The organism is Silvimonas terrae (assembly GCF_014202765.1).
GTDB lineage: Bacteria > Pseudomonadota > Gammaproteobacteria > Burkholderiales > Chitinibacteraceae > Silvimonas > Silvimonas terrae.
On sequence record NZ_JACHHN010000001.1, the window covers coordinates 411018 to 432497 of the forward strand.

Genomic DNA, 21480 nt, shown 5'->3' on the forward strand with positions numbered 1-21480 from the left:
GGCGGTTTTTTTCTTGTGGCGGCGGCAACCTCTGCAACAACTCCGGCCCCGTGGTGGCCTAAAAAACAGGCATGAAAAAAGCCCTGAACAGCGTCAGGGCTTTTTGTTGTTGCGGCTTGCGCAGACTTACTTGCGTTTGGCCGGGCTGGCCTTTTTGGCTGCCGGCGCGGCGGCTTTCGTCGCCGCTTTGGCAGCCGGTTTTTTGGCCCCTTTGCCTGCCATGTACAGATCGTAGTAGTGCGTGCCCAGCTTGCGTACCGCGGCACCAATACGGGCGTAATCCACTTCGTTCAAGTTGGCCAGCGAGACGCGGCCGGACGGGTGGGTGGTGCCAAAGCCCCGGCCTGGCAACAGCACCACGCCGGTTTGTTCTGCCAGGCGCAGCAAGAACTCGTTGGGTTTGAATTGCAGGAGCATGGCATCAACAAATTCTTTGCCATACAACTGGCCGGCGATGGTTTCCCAGTCCAGCAGATGGTAGTAGTCAATCGAATCCGGATCGTGCGGTACTGGCAGGCCAATTTCCTTGTACAGCGCAATCTTGCGACGCCGAACAATGCGTTTCATGGCCTTCTTGTAGGCTTCCGGCTCATCCATCAGGGCAAAGAGCGAGAACAATGCCATTTGCGCCTGGACCGGGGTGGAAAGACCCGCAGTGTGGTTCAGCGCCACTGTGCGGCTGTCGGCCACCAGGCGATCAATGAATTTGAGTTTGCGGGGTTCAGTGGTGATGGAGCCATAACGCTCATCCAGTTCTTTGAGTTTGGCGGCCGGCAGTTTGCCGATCAACTCGTCAAAGACGTTGTTTTCATGCGTCGCCACCACGCCCATGCGCCAGCCTGTCGCCCCAAAGTATTTGGAGAACGAATACACCAGGATGGTGTTGTACGGGCACAGCGCAAACAAAGAGACAAAGTCATCGGCAAAGGTGCCGTACACATCGTCGGTCAGCAAAATGAGGTCAGGGCGTTTTTTGACGATGGCCGCAATGTATTCCAGCGTTTCATTGCTGATGCGCACGGACGGCGGGTTGCTGGGGTTGACCAGGAAGAACGCCTTGACCTTGGGGTCCAGCAGTTTATCCAGTTCTTTTTTGGTGAATTGCCAGTTGTTTTCTGGCGGAGCATCCACGGTCACGACATGCAGCTTGTAGTCGTTCAGTTCCGGGATTTCGATATACGGTGTAAAGATCGGCATGCCCAGCGCGATGGTATCGCCCGGGTTCAACAGGCCGTTTTCACGCAGGCTGTTGAAGAGGTAGGTCATGGCTGCCGTGCCGCCTTCTACCGCGTACATGTCAAAGCGGCCAACGAAGGGGTGGGTGCCGACCATTTCGCGGTGGATGTAATGCGCCACCACTTCTTCGGTCAGCTTGAGCATGCGATCAGGCACCGGGTAGTTACAACCCAGGATGGCTTCACACATTTCGTAAATGAAGTCGCCCGCATCCAGCCCTAGCTGATCCCGCACATAAGAGACCGAGGACTTCAGAAAGTCGATGCCTTCGGTGCCGACATGTGTATTGGTAAAAATCTCGAAACGCGCTTCAATACCTTCGCGATGGGGGAAACCACCCACGCCCTCAGGCATATAGATGAACGAGCGCTCGGCTTCGGTCATGGCAAACAGGCCAAACTGGAAGAACCCGTGACGCGGGACCGTAGCCAGAAAATTCGGGTTGCCGCGCCCGGCATTGAGCATGGCGCGTTCACGATTGCTGGATGCGGACTTCATCAGTACATCCTTGAGCTCAAACGGACTCAAGGTAGCCAGTTCTTCGAAATTGAGGGTACTCATCGAAACAGCTCCTGTTGCATCGTTTACAAAGGAACGGGCCGGCACACCCGGCCCGGTTGATCAAACCAGGGCCACAATCAGCGGACCCAACAGCGTCAGAAATACGTTGGCCAGGGCGTAGGTGATGGCAAACGGCACCGTCGGGACCGAGTTCTCTGCCTTGGTCAGGATTTCACCAAACGCCGGGTTGGCACTGCGTGAGCCCGAGAGCGCCCCCGCAAAGACGGCCACGTTGTCGTAGCGCAGCACATAGCGCCCGAACAACATGGTCAGGATCATCGGCAGCATGGTGACCACCACGCCGATCAGAAAGATGGACATGCCCTGCGCGCGCACGGTTTCGACCGCTTGCAAGCCGGACGACAAACCCACCACCACCACAAAACCAGCCAGCCCCAGGTCTTTGAGCAGTTGTACCGCCCCGTTGGGGATCAGCCCGAAGCTTTGTTTTTTGGCGCGATACCAGCCAAACAACAGGCCAGACAACAAGGCCCCGCCGCCGCTGCCCAGGGTGAGTGGAATCGAACCGAGCTTGACCACCAGCAAACCAATCAACAGACCGACGACCAGGCCCGCGCCCATGTAGACGAAGTCCGTTTTGTCGCTGGGGATCACCATGTAGCCAATCTGCCCGGCGACGCGGTTGATATCGCGCTCTGCACCGTATATCTGCACTGTATCGCCGCGCTCGATCCGGGTGTCCGGGCCCAGTACCTGGGGTTTGCCCATGCGCGACACGCCGGTCAGATACACGCCATGGCGCACCACCGGCGAGGTCTGTTCGGCAATTTCGCGGATGGTTTTGCCAATCAGGTTCTGGCTGGTGACGACCAGTTCCCGGGCTTGCACCACCAGATCCATGCCTTCTTCACCCTGGATTTCAGAGCCCAGGGTGGGCGCTTGCTCCAGCACCGCAGTGCGGCGGCCGACCACCAGCACGATATCGCCCTGTTGCAACAGCGTATCGCCACCGATGTCGATCACCTTGCCATCGCGCTTGAGTTTTTCCAGCGTGATGGGAGGCTGCGACGCTTGTTCGATCTCGTTCACCTGGCGGCCGGCCGCTGCGCCAATGCGGTACAAACGCCCAACCAGTGCTGGTGCTGCCGCCAACTGGCCTGGGCCAAGTACATGCACGCCGGCCTGTTGCGATGCCTCTGCCGCAATGGCGTCTTCACGGATGCTGCGCCCCATCAACTTGGGCAGCATGTTCACGCAGACGATAATCGCGCCAAACGAGCCAAACACGTAGGTCACTGCGTAACCAATGGCCACATTGGCCTGCAAGCGTTTGACCTCATCCGCCCCCAGCCCCAGTTTGGTGATGGCGTCACCTGCCGTACCGATAATGGCCGATTGCGTGAGCCCGCCTGCCGCAATACCGGCGGCCAGCCCTTTATCGAGAGAGAAGATCTTGGCGCAGACCACCACCGTAATCAGCCCGGTAATGGATAACACCGCCGCCAGAATGATTTCCCGGATCGACTGCTTGCCCAGGGAAGAAAAAAAGCTCGGGCCGCTTTCATAGCCCACCGCATAGATAAACAGCGCAAACAGCACGGCTTTGACGCCCGGATCAACCGTCACGCCAACCTGACTGACGACCACTGCCACCAGCAACGACCCGGCAACGCCGCCCAACTGGAACTTGCCAAAGTGAATCTGGCCGATCCGATAACCTACCGCCAATGAGAAGAACAGCGCGATCTCCGGCGAATGCTTGAAAATATCGTGCAACCAGTCCACTTCTATCTCCCTTGACTGAAACAATGACTGAAACAATCAGATCAACCTGGAACAACTAGTGCGCACCCACCGCGCCAGACAGGAACACGATCAGTGGTCCCATCAAAGGCAGGAGTGCATTGGAAATGGCGTAGGTGATGGTGTAGCCCAAGAGCGGGGTGGTATTGCCGGCGACGTTGACCACGGCGCTCAATGCCGGCGTACTGCATTGCTGACCGGCAATGGCGCCCAGCAACACCGGCGCTTCCAGCTTGAGGACATAACGGCCGACCAGCAGGGAAACCAGGGCGGGGACGAGGGCGATCAGCACCCCTGTCAGCGGCAAGGCCACACCGTATTTGTGGATGAGGGTCAGCGCTTGCGGGCCGGAAGAAAGACCCACGCAGGCAATGAACACGGCCAGCCCCAGGTCTTTCATCAGTGCCACCGCAGAAGCGGGGATGTTGCCCATTTGCGGGTTACGCGCCTGATACCAGCCAAACACCAGGCCGGTCAGCAAGGCACCGCCGCCAGTGCCAAGTGAGAACGCCACGCCAGACAAGCGCACGCTGAACATGCCAATCAGAATGCCCAGCACAATGCCAAGGCCGGCAAAGGTAAAGTCGGTGCGCTCTGACTGATCTACCCTTGCCCCCAGGCGCGGTGCCAGCCGGTTCAGATCCTCGTGCGAGCCATACAGCCGCAGGACGTCGCCATATTGCAGATGGACCTCAAACAGCGGCGGGATCGGTTGCCCGCCCCGGGTGATGGCCATGAGGTGTACACCCTCGCTCACGCCAGACTTGCGTCCCATCTCGACCAGTTGGGCCAGTGTGTAACCTTCCAGATCCCGCCGGTTGAACACCACCTCAACGGTCTCAATGGCAAAATCCAGCGCACTGACATCGGCGTGTTCCGGGCCGATGGCCACGGCGGCTTCCAGCACTGCCGCGCGCCGACCCGTCAGCAGCACCAGATCGTCCCGGCTTAACACCAGTTCTTGCGTCAGCGGCAAGATCTGCCCGGCCCGCATGACCCGGCCCACCTCAATGCCTGGGAAACGGTTCTCGACGTCGTCAACAGACAGGCCCACGGCCTCGGTCACCTGGAATGCGCGGCCCACCATTTCTGGCGCGGCCTGGTTGCCGTGGGCATCCTGCACCGAACCGCCCATGCTTTCCCACAGACGCCTGGCTTCCGCTTCCACATTCATGCGCAGTAACAGCGGGAAAATCTGGCTGGTCATCACCACAATGGTGATGAGTCCAAATACGTAGGTGACCGAATAAGCGGTGACCACATTGGCCTGTAACTGCTTGATCTGCGCCGCAGGCAAAGCCAGTTTGCCCACCGCATCCGACGCCGTACCGACCACCGCAGATTCTGTCGCCGCCCCGGCCATCAAGCCGGATGCCGTGCCTTGATCCAGTTTCAGGAGGTGGGTCGCGCCCAGCACCAGGGCCAGGACCACAACGATTTCGATGGCAGAGAACAGACCCAGGCGCAGGCCTTTGGCGTTGAGATTGGCAAAGAACTGCGGGCCGCCGGCAAAGCCCAGCGCAAAGATGAACAAGGCAAAGAACACGTTCTTGACGCCCGCGTCTGGCTGTACGCCGATCTGCCCGATCAACAAGGCAGCCAATAGCGTCCCGCACACGCCCCCCAACTGGATGGACATGAAACGGATGGAGCCTATGGCGTGCCCTAGCGCCAGTGCCAGGAACAACGCGATGCTGGGATTTTCTTGTAGCAATTTGACGGCAAGATCAAGCATATGGTCTTTTTTCTGTCAGACATTCTCTGATTACGCTAGACCATAAGAACTACGGATGCTTGAGAATTTCTCTCAACTGAAACAAATCTTTGCCAGCACCCACATTTTTGCAATGAGGTCTGGATAGCCCGCCAATTGGGGAATCGCGGCCGGTAGGCAGGGGAGGGGATGCGCAGAAAAAGCCCGATCGGGCCGCTTGCATGGTGTGCTGGGCACCCTGCACATTTTCTGCTGGGGCGCCGGATTCTCGAAAGTACCCCAGCCAATTGTGAGCATAGCGCCGACCCACGCAAGCCAGGACCGTTCCCCTGGATTCCTGGTAAAACCCACGCTCTGCCGGGGTACTTGTTCGCAACCGGCGTTTTAGGATTTGCCTGAGAATCTCATCAGACCACCCTCGGGAAGTGAACCGGCCACGTCGTCACGGCCCACTCCGTTGAACGCAGGAATCTCCGCATGTTTCGCAAAAAATTCCGGGCTGAACCGGCCATTGCCTTGACCGTGCTGTATGCAGCGCTATCGCTGGGCGCGCGCGCCAATTTGCCAAGGCAAGGTGTGTACTGGCCATTGCCGCAAGACCAGCGCGCCGGATTGCTGCTTGAGCCAGAGCAACCTGCTGCCGCCAAGACCGCAGCAGAAAAACCGCAAGAGATCGCCAGCACCGGCAGCGCGCTGCAAATGGTGCACTCGGTCCAGTTGACGGGGGTTAGCCGGTTTACCGAAGACGTATTTGAGCCGTATCTGCACTATCTGAAGCATCGGCCGCTGGCCATGCCGATGGTAGAAACCGTCATCCAGGCCGTCACCGCCCATTACCAGGTGAACGGACATCCGTTACCGCGCATTTTTGCTTGCGTCGACGATGGCCGCGCGGGGCATCTTATCCTTGCCGTGTTCGAGGCCTGATGGCTTGGCCGCGCGCCCATCCATGACAAAGCCCCAGTGAATACCGGGGCTTTGTCATGGATGGGCGTCGACTCAACCCAGTTTTACAAACTTCTCCAGCGTGCGGATCAACTGCGTGACAAAACCGTGCTCGTTGTCATACCAGGCCACGGTTTTCACCAGTTGTAGATCGCCGCTTTCGCTGATTTCGGTCTGGGTCGCATCAAAGACCGAGCCAAACGTACTGCCGATCACGTCAGACGAGACAATTTCTTCTTCCGTATAGCCATAGGACTCGCTGGCAGCGGCTTTCATGGCCGCGTTGATTTCTTCTGCACTGACCTTTTTGCCCAGAATGGTGACCAGTTCGGTGACCGAACCGGTCTTGACCGGCACCCGCTGGGCGTGACCTTTGAGTTTGCCAGTCAGCGACGGAATCACCAGGCCAATTGCCTTGGCCGCACCGGTGGTATGCGGGATCACGTTTTCTGCGGCAGCGCGGCTGGCGCGCAAGTCTTTGCCGCGCGGGCCGTCCACCAGCGCCTGAGTGCCGGTGTAGGCATGGACAGTGGTCATGGTGCCGACCTTGATGCCAAAGTTGTCTTCCAGCACTTTGGCCATCGGCGCCAGGCAATTGGTGGTGCAAGAGGCGACCGAAATAAACTTGTCCGTCGCCGTCATGACGTCATCGTTCACGGCGTAAACAATGGTTTTCATATTGCCGGCTGGCGCGGAGACCAGCACTTTGCGCGCGCCGGCAGTCAGGTGCGCCTGGGCTTTTTCTTCCGAGGTATAAAAACCTGTGCATTCCACCACCACATTCACGTCCAGTTTCCCCCACGGGATATTGGCCGCGTCTTTCTCGGCGTACACGGCAATTTTCTGGCCGTTCACGATCAGCGCGTCTTCGGTGTAATCCACGCTCCACCCAAATGCGCCGTAGTTGGAGTCATGGCGCAGCAGGTAGGCCAGTACCTTGGGCGAAGTCAGATCATTAATCGCCACGACTTCCAGCCCCGATTTCACTTCCAGCATACGGCGCAATACCAGCCGACCAATCCGGCCAAACCCGTTAATCCCGATCTTGTTCATGTGATGTCTCCCGCCAGGCTTGAACCTGCGCGCTATGTTGTGGTTGGCACCCCTGCCTGGCACTGGCATGGCTACTTTGGGCGCACGGCTCTTAATGTAGTACGTGGTCATTGCAGTTGAAAGTACATGCAGAAAGCTGGATCTGTCTGAAGAGGGAGGTGGACTTGTCATTTCGGCGGATGCCGGACTTCAGTACGGCCTTTGCTGGCAGATGCCACTTTGTAGCCCGGATGGAGCCGAAGGCGGGAATCCGGGGGGCGGACCTGATTACATGGCGTTGAGGGGTAGGGTGGATTCGGAGCGGTAGCGACAATCCACCTTTGCACCGTTTGCGTGTTCGCGCCTGACGGCGCGGGGTTGAAAGGCGTTACATACCGGCGGTGGCCGGAGCACGTTACTTTTCTTTGCGTCGCCAGCCTCGGCGGCCCCAAGAAAAGTAACCAAAAGAAAGGCGACCCCAGCCTGCCCCTTGGTGGGTACCCCCACAAAGGCACCGGAGTACCAGATGGCAGTTGCAGCGGGGTGGCGGCCCTCCGGGCTGCCCTCAGTCGGTCGGGAGCCCAAGGTCTCCCTCCACTCTTTCGGCGCTTGGCTTTGATGGGAGGAAAGTCAAAAACAACTTCAACTTCAACTTCAACTTCAACTTCAACTTCAACGGCAACGGCAACGGCAACGGCAACGGCAACGGCAACGGCAACGGCAACGGCAACGGCAACGGCCACTTCAACACCAACACCAACCCCGTAAACCATCTATGCGCAGGACGGGCGGTATGTCGGGTGTGGGCTGGGCCCGCGTTGTCGACTGCTCTGCTATGTTGAAATTCGATAGTCAGCAGGGGCGGATCATGTACAAGTTTTACATCGTCAGCCTGGCGTTGCTGGTGGTGTCTGGCTGCACCAGCAACAAGGGGCCGGCTGCGGCGCCGGCTGGACCAGAACCACAGGCACACTGTAATGCAGATGCGGTGCAGGCCCGCGTCGGGCAGCGGGCTGATCCGGATCAACTGGACGCCATTCGCCAGCAAGCAGATGCCAGAGTGCTGCGCGTGATCAAGCCGGGTGACGCAGTCACCATGGATTACAACGTGACCCGGTTGAATCTGGAAGTCGATGACGCGGGCGTCATCAAAAAAGCCAGCTGCGGTTAACCGGTGATGCCAGACCAGAAACGGTCCAGCCAGCCTTTTTTCTGCCACCTGGCTTGCGCGCCGCGCTCCAGGAAAAATGACGCGTAGCGGGTATCGCCTTCCTGAATGTGATGCGTGAGCCAGTTGCGCAGAAAATGCAGCAATTCAAACGTCACGGCGTCGCCGGCCTCTACCCGTTTCTGGAACGCATGCAGATCCGAAATCAGGATCTCATGGTGCTGTTTGTGCTCTTCGTAATCCGGGTAACCCAGAATGCGCATCAGGCTTTCTTCCACGGTGAAATGGATGCGCGTGTAGTCCGCCAGTCGGCCCAGAATGTCTACCGAGGCCACCCGGCCTTGATGGCGGTGGATGGCCTCGTATAACTCGTTGAGCAAGTTCACCAGCACTTTGTGTTGTTCGTCGATTTCCTGAATACCCACCGACAGGCTGTCGTCCCACTGCACCAGCGTTTGCATCTTGTGTCTCTCTTATGACAATTCGATATGCTGATTACATGGCCGGAGAGGGGTCTTGATCTGCATCAAGCTCGTTCTGCTCTTGAGCTCATCGGTATCGCGGCATCCTGGCGCAAGTCGGATTCATCTCACAAATGTTGGCTGGTTTTTTTGTGCGGCTGGCAAATAAATTTCTATTGTTGAAAGCAAATTTTTCAGAGATGAACAAAACCGGTAAAAAAACCCACTATTTAGTAAGTTTATGTTGCTTATATCAAAAATCAGTTGGTGTTTTGTGATAGTTCCGGATATGGTTTGTACATAAAAAAAGAAACATCAGTTATGTACTTGTCATGATTGGAAACAGAGAGACCTGGAACCCGATATGTCTATCCAGAACCGCATTCTTCTATGGGTCGGCGGCCTTGTTGTTGCCGGCTTTCTTATCGCCTGGGGCCTGATTGCTGGTCTGGGCCTGACCAGTACCGGTGCCATTGCCGGTATCACTGTGGTGGTCTTGCTGGCCGTGCTGGGCGGCATCTGGGCTGCTGTGGGGCTGACCCTCAAACCACTGCACCGTCTGCGCACCACGCTGACCACGCTCGTGGAAAAAGGGGGTGATCTCAATACCCGCGTAGACGCTTCCGGCGCGCCGGAACTGGCGGATATTGCCAACGCCTTCAATCATTTTGTGTCTGATCTGCAAGTCACCTTCCGTGAAGTGCAGCGGGATATGGAAAGCCTTTCGCTGGGCCTGAAAGAACTCACCGGCGTGACCGCGCAACTGGTGAAAGACGCCCACGTGCAGAGCGACTTTGCGGCGGCGTCTGCTGCTGCTGTGGAAGAAATCACGGTCAGCATCACCCACATTGCCGATAACGCCTCTGATGTTGACGGCAACGTCAAGGAAACCACGCAACTCTCGCGCCAGAGCGCAGAGGCCGTGTTGCGCGTATCGGACGAAGTCTCCAGCATGGCGCAATCCATGCAGCAACTGGGCAGCACCATGACCGATCTGGGCAAGAACTCCCAGAAGATCGGCAGCATTGTGGTGGTGATCAAAGACATTGCCGAGCAAACCAATTTGCTGGCGCTGAATGCCGCCATTGAAGCGGCCCGCGCTGGTGAACAAGGCCGCGGTTTTGCCGTGGTGGCCGATGAAGTGCGCAAGCTGGCTGAACGTACCGCCAACGCCACGGTGGAAATTGCCAGCCTGATCGACTCGGTCAACAAAGAAACCCGCAAGGCCGTGGACAGCATGGCGGGCACGACCAGCCAGGTGTCTGCCAGCGTAGAAAAAGCCGATGTCGCGCGCGAACATATGCTGCAGATCGGCGCACGTATGGATCAGATGGCCGACGTCATCCAGGGTATTGCCGACGCCACGCAAGAACAGACTTCTGCCGCCACCACCATGGCGCAATCGTCCGAACAGATCAACGTGATGAGCCAGGCATCTGACTCGGCGCTGCAACAAGCCCGTCGCGCGCTGGAGGGCCTGGACAAACGCGCACGTGATTTGATGGGCGTGGTAGGGCGGTTCCGCCTGGAAGACATCGAAGTGTTGCACGGCTGGTTTGCCTCCAGCGGCGCCCGCGCCGTGGCAGAAATCAAGCTGCGCCTGAACCAGATGGGCCACCACTGGGCCGACATGCATAGCGGCAAAGACGTGCCCGGCATGCTCAAGGCCGCCGTGGAGAAGGGCAAGCTGCCGACGGCGGCGGCATTTGGCGGGGTGAAGATCCAGAACTGGGCCGGCAAAGGGGTCCTGGCCGATCTGGGTGAAGTGGCCAATGAACAAGGCTGGAACCGCATCTTGCCGGCCGTGCTGGACAAAATGATGCAGGCCGACGGCAAGTACGTGGCCGCACCGCTGGGTGTGGCGCGGGTGAACGTGCTGTGGGTCAACGCCAGCCTGGTCAAGCGCGTGGGCGTGACACAAGCCCCCACCAGCTGGGATGAATTCTTTGTCGTGTGCGACAAGCTGGTGTCTGCCGGCATTACCCCGCTGGCGCATAGCGAGGTCAAATGGCAAGTGGCTACCCTGTTTGAATCTGTGGTGCTGGGTCTGTGCGGTGCGCAGTTCTATCTGTCTGCCTTTAGCAAACTGGAAGCGAGTGCGCTAAACGGCCCGCAAATGGCCCGCGCGCTGGAAACCTTCCGCCGCCTCAAAAAGTATTGCACGCCCGATTCAGTGGGCCGCGAATGGAACCTGGCCACGGCCGACGTCATTAACGGCCGCGCCGCCATGCAATTGATGGGCGACTGGGTCAAAGGTGAACTGGACGAAGCCAATCGCAAACCGGGTGAAGACTATCTGTTCTGGGCCGCACCATCGGTCGGTGGCGAATACAGTTTTGCGGCCGATACGCTGACCTTTTTCCGCCAGGATGACCCGGTGCGCCGCAAAGCCCAGCTGGACTTTGTACGCCTGCTGGTCAGCCACGAAGGTCAGTTGGCCTACAACAAACACAAAGGCAGCATCCCGGCCCGTACCGACGTCGATACCAACAAGCTGGACGCCTACGGCCGCGCATCCTCCCGCGACTTTAGCAATGCCGCCAGCCGCAACACGCTGGTGCCATCCTGGGCGCATAACATGGCGGTACAGGATGACCAGAAAAAGGCGTTGATCGAAGCGGTGGCCGAGTTCTGGACCAACGACAATATGACCCCGGCAGAAGGGGCACGCCGTCTGGCGGCAGCGGTGAATCGCTGAGGTTGGGTTTGATGATGTGAAAAAACGGCAGCGTTGGCTGCCGTTTTTTATTGGGATGCAGATCCCGGTTACGGATGGGGCATTCCTGCGAAGCGGGAGCCCAGTGCCGTAGCCCGGATGAAGCGCGCCCCTTGGCGGGTGCCCCCACCGCTGAATGACAGGGATGGCCGTAGTAGCGGGGAAGCGAGAATCCGGGGTAGCGATGCCGGCAATCCGTGACAACAGGTTTGGTGAATCACCGGCAAGCGTGCACCGCTTCGTCCCCCGGTTTTGCCCCTGACGCGTTATGCTGATGATTACAACTGATATCAGACCCCGCCAACCGCCATGTCCATGCCCGACTTCCCTCCACCAGTCCCGCAACCCGCCCGTAAAGACTGGACCGCCCATGCCAGGATGCGTCTGGCTGGCGTGTTGATCCTGATCTCCGGGGTGCTCGGTGGCGGGCTGATTTACTGGCTGGCAGACGATCCGGTCGATGCCACGGCCGCCATGCAGGGCCGTCAATATACCGCACAGCTGGAACGCATTGCCGGCACCTCTGGCGTGCTGGTCTCCCGGTTCAACACCTGGCTGGGGCATTTGTGGCACGGTAAGCAACTGGGCATCACCCTGTGCGTGATTGCCTTGCTGGTGGCGGCATTCTGTTTCTGGCTGGCCGGCCTGATGGCGGTGGAAGTCCCGGAAGACACACCGACCCGGCGTTAAGCGGCAGGACTGCATTGGGGAAAAAAATACCCCGGTGCAGGGAGGACACCGGGGCCTGTCAAATGCTCCAGAATGCGCTGGGGGGATTGCTTGCGCACGTGCTTAATATAAGCTCTGCATTGGCACTGTAACCCTGTCAGATTCTGCATGACGCGGGCCGCTTGCATTGGCATTACACTCCATCACCATCACGCGGATTTCCGGCTTACCGCCATGCCCATTGATTGCCCCCCTGAGGCACAACATCAGTTTGAAGAAGGCAACCGCCTGCTACAGCAGGGCGACCTGGCCGGCGCGCAGGCGCATTACAAACTGGCCCTGGCCATTGCGCCAGAACTGGCCGAAGTCTGGGCCAACCTGGCGCTGTTGCAAGAACGCAAGGGCGAGACCGCAGACGCCATTGGCAGCTACAGCCGCGCGCTGGCGCTGCAACCCACCAACACGCAGATTTACCTGAATCTGGGCGTCTTGCTGCTCAATCACAAACGCTTTGATGACGCCGAGCTGGCTTTCAAACAAGCGCTGGAACTCTCTGCGCATTCGGCGCCGACCTGGTCCAGCCTGGGTGTGCTGTGGGCGTGCCGGAAGCGGGAAGACGAAGCCGAGGCTTGCTATCGCCGGGCATTGGCGATTGATCCGCATTACGCCCGCGCGCAGTTCAACCTCAGTTACATCCTCATGCGGCAAGGCCGGTTTGAAGAAGGCTGGCAGACGCGTGAAGCGCGTTCAGACGACCCGCTGGGCCGCTACTTTACCTTTGCACGCTGGCGGGGCGAGGACCTTGCCGGCAAATCCATCATCATTGGCTTTGAAGCGGGCTTTGGCGACATGATCCAGTTTGTCCGCTACGCCACGCTGCTCAAAGCCCATGGTGCACAGCGGGTCAGCCTGTTATGCCACCCCCCGCTCAAAACCCTGCTGGCGCGAATGCCTACCGTGGATGACGTCTACGGCTACGACGAAGCCGTGCCGCAATCCGGCTGGGATTACTGGTGCCCCCCCATGAGCCTGCCGCTGCACTTTGGCACCCGGCTCGATAGCATTCCCGCGCAGGTGCCTTACCTGTTTGCCGACGCACTCAAAGCCGCCCAATGGCAAGATCGTCTGGAAAACCACCCGGGCCCGCGAGTAGGGCTGGTATGGCAAGGCAACCCGGCGTTTGAGAATGACCGGGATCGTTCTATCCCCGCGCTGGATGTATTGGCCCCCCTGCTGGGCACACCCGGCATTCACTTTGTCAGTCTGCAAAAGGGTCCGGCCGAGGCGGCACAACATCATGTCCGGATGCCTCAATCCCTGTTCGTGGCCGGCCCGCAATTACACAACTTTGACGATACCGCCGCGCTGATCGCCAACCTGGATCTGATCATCACCGTAGACTCTGCCGTCGCCCATCTGGCCGGGGCCATGGGCAAGCCGTGCTGGGTCCTGTTGCCCGATTACCGCCCGGACTGGCGCTGGCTGACCGGGCGTACAGATTCACCCTGGTACCCCACATTGCGCCTGATCCAGCAAACCACGGCCGGGGACTGGGCCAGCCCGCTGGCCACCGTCGCGCAAGATTTACGCAACTGGCCAAGTAGCCACACAAAGGGATGAATCCATGCATAGCCGCCTGTACGGCGTTGGTCTGACGATCACCATCTGCATTCTGGCCGCATGTAGCGGCCCCGCCGTCTCCCCGCCTGTGGCTGCCAGTGCCATCCCCACGCCCTCGCTGGCCAAAGCCTGGCAAGGCCAGTTGCTGATTGGTGCGGCGGTGGATGAAAAGAACATCAAAAGCCAGGGTGAGCTGATTGCCAACCAGTTCAGCAGCGTCGTGGCGGAAAACGCCATGAAACCCATGGCGACCGAACCGCGTGAAGGCGAATTTCATTTTGAAGCGGCCGACGCCATTGTCCGTTTTGCCCAAAGCCACGATATGGCCATTCGCGGTCACACGCTGCTCTGGCACCTGCACACGCCAGACTGGATGTGGCAAGGCCGGAACGGCCAGCCCGCAGATCGCAACCTGGTACTGGCGCGCCTGAAACGGCATATTGAAACCGAAGTAGGGCACTACAAAGGGCAGGTATACGTCTGGGACGTCGTCAACGAGATCATTGATGAGAAACAAGCAGACTGCCTGCGTAACGACAAGTGGCACCAGGTGGTCGGCCCGGATTACGTGGATGAGGCCTTCCGCTACGCCCACGCCGCCGACCCCGCAGCGCGCCTGTTCATCAACGAATACTCCACCACGGAACCGGCCAAGCAACGCTGCCTGATCCGCGTAGTACAAGGCCTGCAAGCACGCGGCGTACCCATTAACGGCATCGGCCACCAGATGCACATCTCTGTGTTTTATCCGCGCGTAGAAGAGATCGACCAAACCCTGACCGCCTTTGCCCGGCTGGGCCTGGAAAACCAGATCACGGAAATCGACATGAGCTTGTACAAGTGGAAAGACAACCGCCTGTACGACACCCGCGAGAACCTGCTGGCCCTGCAAGCCCGCCGCTATGGCGACATCATGCGCATGATCCACAACCACCCGGACGTCACCGCCGTAACGTGGTGGGGCGTCACGGATGCCAGCACCTGGCTCAATCAGGATGCCCCGGCCGATCACCATGACCAGCCGCTGCTGTTCGATGCCCAAGGCCAACCCAAAGGCGCGTTCTGGGCGGTGTTCAACGCGGCCCGGCGGTAACCCGGACTAGCGCTGGGGTAACCGGTGGATTGCGGCGCGAATCCACCCTACAGGGCCCGTAGCCCGGATGAAGCGTAGCGAGAATCCGGGGTTGCCATGCCAGGCAATGGCACATCTGCGCGTATTACCACCCCGGATTCCCGGCCCCTGGCCTTCATCCGGGCTACGAGGGGTCCGCCTCTTTGGCACTGCCAGCCCGACGGCATATTTACTTAGGCAGCGCGTAGGGTGGATTCGGAGCGGCAGCGACAATCCACCTGCCCACGGTGGATTGCTGCGCGAATCCACCCTACAGGGCCCGTAGCCCGGATGAAGCGCAGCGAGAATCCGGGGTTGCCATGCGGGCAATAGCAGATTGGTGCGCATTGCCACCCCGGATTCCCGGCCCCTGGCCTTCATCCGGGCTACGAGGGGTCCGCCTCTTTGGCACTGCCACCCCGACGGCATATTTACTTAGGCAGCGCGTAGGGTGGATTCGGAGCGGCAGCGACAATCCACCTTGCCGACGGTGGATTGCTGCGCGAATCCACCCTACAGGGCCCGTAGCCCGGATGAAGCGCAGCGAGAATCCGGGGTTACCATGCGGGCAATAGCAGATTGGTGCGCATTGTCACCCCGGATTCCTGGCCCTTGGCCTTCATCCGGGCTACGAGGGGTCCGCCTCTTTGGCACTGCCAGCCCGACGGCATATTTACTTAGGCAGCGATTTTTGTCTGTGGCCAAATATGCGCGTGATTGTGTAAGGCTGGCCCCAGAATCGGATCAACCCGATGTGGAGCATCCCGACTGCCAGGCAATATGGCTCCGCCGCGTTTAACAGCGCGGCTTGGGTTTAGCAGCCCAGAGCTTGGGTTGATGGCCGCAATCACACTCGGTGTGATCATGCGTCCATCGGCACACTTGGTACGCCCATGTTTTATGGCGGGCCGGGTGGGGAGACCTTCGGGTCTGCCGGTTTCCAAGCCCGGTCTGCTAACCCTATCCGGTTCCGCCACCCCGTTTAGCAGCGGGTTGGCGGAGGCTAAGACCACGCTTGGGAGTTCAGCCATGTATGCACCTCAAGGCACGCCCGCGCCACCCGCGCGCCAGACCGTTGCCCAAATCTCGCTCGATCCACTCATCTCCACCATTTTCACCGTCACCGCCTTCATCTTGCTGTACTACAGCGGAGGCGAATCATGATCGCCAGTTTCTCATCAGAACTCACCCTGCTGCGCCGCAGTTCGCTCTTGCAACAAACCGTGGCGCTCAGCCAGCAACTCACCCTGGATGAAGCCAGCCGGTTACGTCTTTCGCAAAATCTTCAACTGCTGCAAGAACTGGATAAAACCGTAGAAGAGGTCATTCAAGACCATCTTGGCCAACTATTTGCCACGCAGGCTGCGTTAAACCTGCTGCTGATGTTGCTGGAAGAGTTGGGGAATATCACGCTGCCCTCCCGTGGTGTGGTCGCCCTGCTGACGCCTTGCCATGATGATCTGGACCATGCCTGCCGGGGCATTGCCGCCTTGTTTTAAGCGTTGTGTCCGGTAAACCGCCACCACTTGCATGAACCGATGGCTCCGCTGTATCAGGGGAGCCGTCGTTTTTATTGCTCGGGCCCACCCTGTTGACCGCGCCATTCAAGAATGAGGATGCATACACCCTGAATGGCTGGTCGGTCGCCAGGATATTTCAGCGGTCTCTCTTTTTACGTTCATGGTCTTTGCAGGACCGTGGCAAAATGCGAGCCATTAGATGGCATAGGGGCGCGAGCAACGCGCAGTGGTTTTACATGGTCGGTGCAGGTTCAGAATGATTGGCATGTTTGATTCCGGGCTAGGTGGCCTGTCGGTGTGGCGGGCCGTGTCGGCGTTGCGCCCGGAGTTATCGATTTCTTATATTGCCGACCAGGCACTAGCCCCCTACGGTGGCCGCGACCACGATCAGATTGTGGACCGCTCACTGCGAATTGGTCGCCACCTGCAAGCCAGCGGGGCAGAACTGCTGGTGGTGGCCTGCAATACCGCAACGGCCGTCGCGGTGAACCACCTGCGCGCAGACCTGGCCATCCCCGTCGTGGGTGTAGAACCCGCCGTCAAACCCGCTGCGGTGGCCAGCAAAACCAGAAAAGTGGGTCTGCTGGCCACCAAGGTCACACTGGAAAGCGCCCGCCTGAAAGCGTTGATTGAACGCCATGCCGCAGACGTTGAAGTCATTCTTCAACCGGGCGTGGGCCTGGTCGAACAAATAGAGGCTGGTGAACTGGAAAGCGACATGACCAGAATGTTGGTCGCCACGGCAATCACGCCATTCTTGAACGCGGGCGTAGATCAGATTGTGCTGGGGTGTACGCACTACCCGTTTTTGTCCCCCTTGATTCAGCACCTGGCAGGGCCGCAGGTCGAACTGCTTGACCCTGCCACAGCGGTAGCCCGCCGGGTCTCATCGCTGACTGAACACATTCAGAATACCTCGGGCATCGCCTCATACCAGTTTATGAGCACCGCCCCCAGCCCACGGTCAACGCAGGCCATGCACCGCATGCTGGGGTTTTCGTTTGCGGTTACGCCACTGCAGCTTTGAGCGGGCTGTAACTTTCATTGCGGGTTACGCCGGCCGGCCCGGTGGGCCTTGTCTCTCTACCGCTCCAAGTCTGTTTGTAGTCGTTGAAGAGTGTAAAAAGTGTTGGGGAAGGGCGCATAACGTCATCCCGCCATGGATCATGGGCCGGTGAGGGTAACCTGGGGAGGGGCCAGCAACTTCAGTGATCCCAACGTTGTCTCTCAAGCCCCCACGTGGGCCCCCGGATACACGCTATGAAGAGCCAGCCCGCAACGGCAACGTGAAAACCCAGTGTTGTGGCGACCGTGCCGGCGCGGGCTGGGTGAGCGACGCCCGGCTGCTGAAACGGGCACATACGGTTTATCTCGTTGAAAGCCCAATCAACGCACTGTCTATTGAGGCCGCTGGCTTGCCGGCAGGAACCTGTGCATACGCACTTCGCGGCGCCGGCAACGTGAGCAGCATTGATTGGTCGTTCCTCAAGGGGAAACGGGTCGTCATCGCGCTAGACCATACCGATCCGGTCAACGCCAAGACCAGCCAGCGACCGGGTTTGGCTGGGGCGTGGCGTTTGTCTGAACTACTCACTGCCCTGGGTATCAGCAACCAGTTGGTCGACATGCAAGCCTGGGAGGAAGGCGAAGATATCAACGACGTGCTGCATGCGCACGGCCCTGAAGAACTCGCCAAACGCCTCAAACTGGTTGAACCTTGGCTTATTCGTGCATTGCCTCCAGCGAATTCGGCGACTCGATCCGCGTTAACGCGTCCTAAGGATGGGAAACGTCTCTGGAGCAGTACGGAAACCGTTGCCTCACTTGAAGGCTCGAGATGAATCACCCTTGTTTCTTCAGGCTTATCATCAGAAATATCATATTCAAGAGTGAGAAGGCGTAGTTTCGCTTGATTGGCGGCCACTTGTTGCTGAAGTGTTCGGTGTACATCCGGTGGGCAGTTATCCAGAACCAGATAAGCAGCGATATCGTTGGCGATTAGATAAGTGACTAATTCTGAGGCGGTGGGGGTTAGGTTCTCACCGAGATCCGCGTAGATGGCTTCACTGTGTGGAAGCGCGGCATCCCCAATTTTGGTCTCAAAAAGGGCCTGGGCAAATCGTGTTTTGCCGACACCGGAAAGTCCGGTGATACGCACGATACTACCTGGTGTTTCCAGTCTGGTCCTGACCAGTTGAATGCCAGCCAAAATGGGCTGGGGTTCTTTGGAACTATCGCTGGTATCGATCACACATGGATGGTCATCAATCAAAAAATCGTCATTTTGATCTGGCGGTGTTGCTGCCCACCGTTCATATGGTCTCCAGCCCGTCAAGGGTTTGCCGAGACGGGAACGAGTCCAAAGGGCAACACTAGGATGACGCCTAAGCCATGTACATAGCCGGTCACGGCCGTAAAAGTCGAGATGCAGCTGCTCTTTGTTTGTTAGAGGGAATACGGCATTTTTCATGCCCTCCAAGCGCTCAGAGAGCATTTTATCCGAGCAATCGTCATAGCCACTGACAATGATATAGGCCCCACTTTGGGAGGCTAGTTCGGCAATGATGGCTTTGGGGGTATCTTCCCCTCGCATTTCTTTGAAGCACGCCGTCTTGCCCATCAGGTGTTTCTTCACTTGATAACCGGTACGTTCACGAGGGACAAAACTCGTACTGGAAACGCCGTTTGCGCTTTTAACACTAACATCAAGCCCACCATCCGCAGCTTCTTGAGCTCCGCCCCAGGTCACGCAAGATGTCGGGATGCCGTGTTGAACCAGTTCGGCTTCTACCAAGCGCGCAACAAGCTCCCGTAGGTCGCCGTCGTTGAGAGACTTAATATCTGCTGATTCAAGTTCGAAGAAAGTCATGACTGTCCAATTTTGTTTATATGGAATCGTTGTTATGGAGATTGTATGTAACAGTGACGATTAAAGGTGCTTATATGGCAAGACTGGTCGGGCCCCGTGTCGATAAACAGCGAGTTAAGCGCTATGGGTTGCACCCATCATTTTTGCTCCCTAAAGTCTGCCTCTCGCCCTATACCGGCCGTCTGCGTGGGTAGGGCCGAATGGCTGAAATGTCCGATTTACTGCTAGCAACTGGTGGACCCTCTGGCACAAGGCCGGACCACACTTGAAATGTCGATTAAGGTAGACGACCAATGACGCTTTTAAAGGGTGATCCAATCACCCAGCTGGCTTTCTCCGTTTACGAAAACGCTGGTGTTTTTGCGGTTCTTCTTGGTTCAGGGCTATCGCGCGCAGCAGAGATTCCAACAGGTTGGGAGATCACCTTGGACCTGGTCCGCCGGGTCGCTGTCGCCCAAGGTGTCGAAGAGCAACCGGATTGGGCGGATTGGTACAGGGGAACAATCGGACAGGAACCTAACTACTCGACCCTGTTGGAGGAACTAACCAATTCGCCAGATGAAAGGCGGGCCATTCTTCATCGCTATATAGAGCCGGATGTAACTGATCGCCAAGAGGGGCGCAAGGTCCCCACCAAGGCGCATCATGCAATTGCACAATTGGTTCGTTCGGGGCATATCCGAGTCATCATCACAACTAACTTTGACCGGCTTATGGAAAATGCTTTGCGTGAGCAAGGTATTGAACCCACGGTCATATCATCCGTTGATTCGCTTAGTGGCGCGGAGCCTTTGACGCATAGCCGATGCTATGTACTAAAGCTGCATGGCGATTACAAAGACTCCCGCATTTTGAACACTGACGAGGAACTGAGTGCCTACTCCGATTCATACAACAAGCTGTTGGATCGCATTTTCGATGAACATGGGTTGATCATTTGCGGTTGGTCGGGTGAATGGGACCACGCACTGCGCGCTGCTTTCCTGCGGGCACCTAATCGACGTTATTCAGTGTACTGGGCGGCTCGAGGCTCCCTTGGTACTGGCGCAGGTGAACTTGCAGCCCATCGGCAGGCTAAGCTCATCTCAATCAGGAGTGCTGATGACTTTTTCCCACTGTTACAACAACGGGTTGAAACACTGGAAAACAGTCAGCGTCAAAATCCATTGAGCGTCGAGTTATTGGTTAACAGTGCCAAACGCTACCTCGCCAAGACAGAGCATCGGATTCAATTGGATGAACTGTTTGCTCAAGAGACGGAGCGACTGCTATCTCAACTTGATGGGGGGGCGTTTACTCCAAATGGTGTTTGGAGCCAAGACGAGTTTCGATCTAGGGTGCAGTCGTATGAGTCTGTGACCGAGCCCCTTGCTCGTATGACGGGTGTTCTCGGAAGGTGGGGCGATGGTTCGGAAACTCGCCTTGTTACAGACATTCTGAAGGCGCTGTACTTGCATGCGGGAAAGATTGGGAGCGGGTTAACGGTATTTCTCAACCTTCGCTCATACCCCGTGGTTCTTGTCTTGACCGCATATGGAATCGGCCTCACCAAGGCTGGGCGCTGGAAGGCGTTGCATCAGCTATTTTCGATGACAATGGCGCGGGATCAGCGTGAGCCCCAGCCAATTGCGTCGACGTTATTCCTCGGGAGCTGGTCTGGAAGTGATCCACAGCTCTGGCAAAACCTGGAGGGGTTTGATCGGCGGAAGACGCCCCTTAGCGACCACTTGTTGGACGTTATGACCGAATGGAAGAAGAGTTTTGTCGGAATAGATGGAAACTTTGAGTTGCTGTTTGAGCGCTTTGAAATGATGGGCTCATTGGCACACTTTGAGATGAACAGTGAAGCGGCGCTTGAAGAGGCAGCAAGATCGAATATGCCAGGATCTGGTCTCCCGTTAGCCTGGATGCCGATGGGGCGCGCAGGTTGGCGCAGTGATGGCGGCCACATGCTAATGCAGGAGCTTCAACAGGAGGCATTCGCCTTAGAGCTTTTAGCGGCCGGCGTTGCAAAAAACAGCCGCAGCTTCCTTGAGTTGTTTGTGAAGAACTTCAGGATTATTGCGGGAAGAATGAGCTGGTAATAGCTATGGA

Annotated in this window: 16 protein-coding genes; 11 read left to right on the forward strand and 5 right to left on the reverse strand. The window is 58.0% G+C overall.

The window, feature by feature from the left end:
• Window positions 1–126 precede the first annotated feature (126 nt).
• From HNQ50_RS01640 to aspT (HNQ50_RS01650), 3 genes are read right to left on the reverse strand one after another with little or no spacing between them, the layout of a single operon-like run.
• Entirely contained in the window at window positions 127–1797 is a 1671-nt protein-coding gene (locus tag HNQ50_RS01640) for a bifunctional aspartate transaminase/aspartate 4-decarboxylase (protein ID WP_184096880.1), read from the reverse strand.
• A 60-nt stretch (window positions 1798–1857) separates the two neighbouring features.
• On the reverse strand, window positions 1858–3543 hold the full coding sequence (aspT, locus tag HNQ50_RS01645) for an aspartate-alanine antiporter (RefSeq protein ID WP_184096882.1): 1686 nt from the start codon (window positions 3541–3543) through the stop codon (window positions 1858–1860).
• A 55-nt stretch (window positions 3544–3598) separates the two neighbouring features.
• Complete coding sequence (aspT, locus tag HNQ50_RS01650; RefSeq protein ID WP_184096884.1) at window positions 3599–5296, reverse strand: aspartate-alanine antiporter; 1698 nt, start codon at window positions 5294–5296, stop codon at window positions 3599–3601.
• Between the two features lie 456 nt (window positions 5297–5752).
• Here aspT (HNQ50_RS01650) and HNQ50_RS01655 point away from each other — a divergent pair, with 456 nt between their 5' ends.
• The gene (locus HNQ50_RS01655) at window positions 5753–6202 is read left to right on the forward strand and encodes a POTRA domain-containing protein (protein WP_184096886.1); all 450 of its coding nucleotides are present in this window, start codon (window positions 5753–5755) and stop codon (window positions 6200–6202) included.
• Window positions 6203–6274: 72 nt separating this feature from the next.
• Here HNQ50_RS01655 and gap read toward each other — a convergent pair whose 3' ends face one another.
• Window positions 6275–7273 carry a type I glyceraldehyde-3-phosphate dehydrogenase gene (gap, locus tag HNQ50_RS01660; RefSeq protein WP_184096888.1) on the reverse strand — a complete coding sequence of 333 codons (999 nt, stop codon included), beginning with the start codon at window positions 7271–7273 and terminating at the stop codon, window positions 6275–6277.
• A gap of 847 nt (window positions 7274–8120) precedes the next feature.
• Here gap and HNQ50_RS01665 point away from each other — a divergent pair.
• The gene (locus HNQ50_RS01665) at window positions 8121–8423 is read left to right on the forward strand and encodes an I78 family peptidase inhibitor (protein WP_184096890.1); all 303 of its coding nucleotides are present in this window, start codon (window positions 8121–8123) and stop codon (window positions 8421–8423) included.
• On the opposite strand, the gene HNQ50_RS01670 is transcribed toward HNQ50_RS01665, so the two are convergent.
• A complete protein-coding gene (locus tag HNQ50_RS01670; RefSeq protein ID WP_184096892.1) occupies window positions 8420–8881 on the reverse strand; it encodes a bacteriohemerythrin in 462 nt (153 codons plus the stop codon). The genes HNQ50_RS01665 and HNQ50_RS01670 overlap by 4 nt on opposite strands.
• Before the next feature lie 364 nt (window positions 8882–9245).
• Here HNQ50_RS01670 and HNQ50_RS01675 point away from each other — a divergent pair, with 364 nt between their 5' ends.
• The 9 genes from HNQ50_RS01675 (at window position 9246) to HNQ50_RS01710 (ending at window position 21470) form a co-directional block, all read left to right on the forward strand.
• Window positions 9246–11579, forward strand: a complete 2334-nt coding sequence (locus tag HNQ50_RS01675; RefSeq protein WP_184096894.1) for an extracellular solute-binding protein — start codon at window positions 9246–9248, stop codon at window positions 11577–11579.
• A gap of 333 nt (window positions 11580–11912) precedes the next feature.
• Window positions 11913–12287, forward strand: a complete 375-nt coding sequence (locus HNQ50_RS01680) for a hypothetical protein (RefSeq protein ID WP_184096896.1) — start codon at window positions 11913–11915, stop codon at window positions 12285–12287.
• A gap of 213 nt (window positions 12288–12500) precedes the next feature.
• The gene (locus HNQ50_RS01685) at window positions 12501–13886 is read left to right on the forward strand and encodes a tetratricopeptide repeat-containing glycosyltransferase family protein (protein ID WP_184096898.1); all 1386 of its coding nucleotides are present in this window, start codon (window positions 12501–12503) and stop codon (window positions 13884–13886) included.
• 4 nt (window positions 13887–13890) lie between these two features.
• A complete protein-coding gene (locus HNQ50_RS01690) occupies window positions 13891–14979 on the forward strand; it encodes an endo-1,4-beta-xylanase (protein ID WP_184096900.1) in 1089 nt (362 codons plus the stop codon).
• 1047 nt (window positions 14980–16026) lie between these two features.
• Window positions 16027–16161, forward strand: coding sequence for a hypothetical protein (locus tag HNQ50_RS22275; protein WP_281386106.1), 135 nt, complete (start codon window positions 16027–16029; stop codon window positions 16159–16161).
• A complete protein-coding gene (locus HNQ50_RS01695; RefSeq protein WP_184096902.1) occupies window positions 16158–16496 on the forward strand; it encodes a DUF1484 family protein in 339 nt (112 codons plus the stop codon). The genes HNQ50_RS22275 and HNQ50_RS01695 overlap by 4 nt, the downstream gene beginning before the upstream one ends.
• A 286-nt stretch (window positions 16497–16782) precedes the next feature.
• On the forward strand, window positions 16783–17544 hold the full coding sequence (gene murI, locus HNQ50_RS01700; protein ID WP_184096904.1) for a glutamate racemase: 762 nt from the start codon (window positions 16783–16785) through the stop codon (window positions 17542–17544).
• A 301-nt stretch (window positions 17545–17845) separates the two neighbouring features.
• Entirely contained in the window at window positions 17846–18358 is a 513-nt protein-coding gene (locus HNQ50_RS01705; RefSeq protein WP_308419124.1) for a toprim domain-containing protein, read from the forward strand.
• A gap of 1321 nt (window positions 18359–19679) precedes the next feature.
• On the forward strand, window positions 19680–21470 hold the full coding sequence (locus HNQ50_RS01710; protein WP_184096908.1) for an SIR2 family protein: 1791 nt from the start codon (window positions 19680–19682) through the stop codon (window positions 21468–21470).
• Window positions 21471–21480 lie beyond the last annotated feature (10 nt).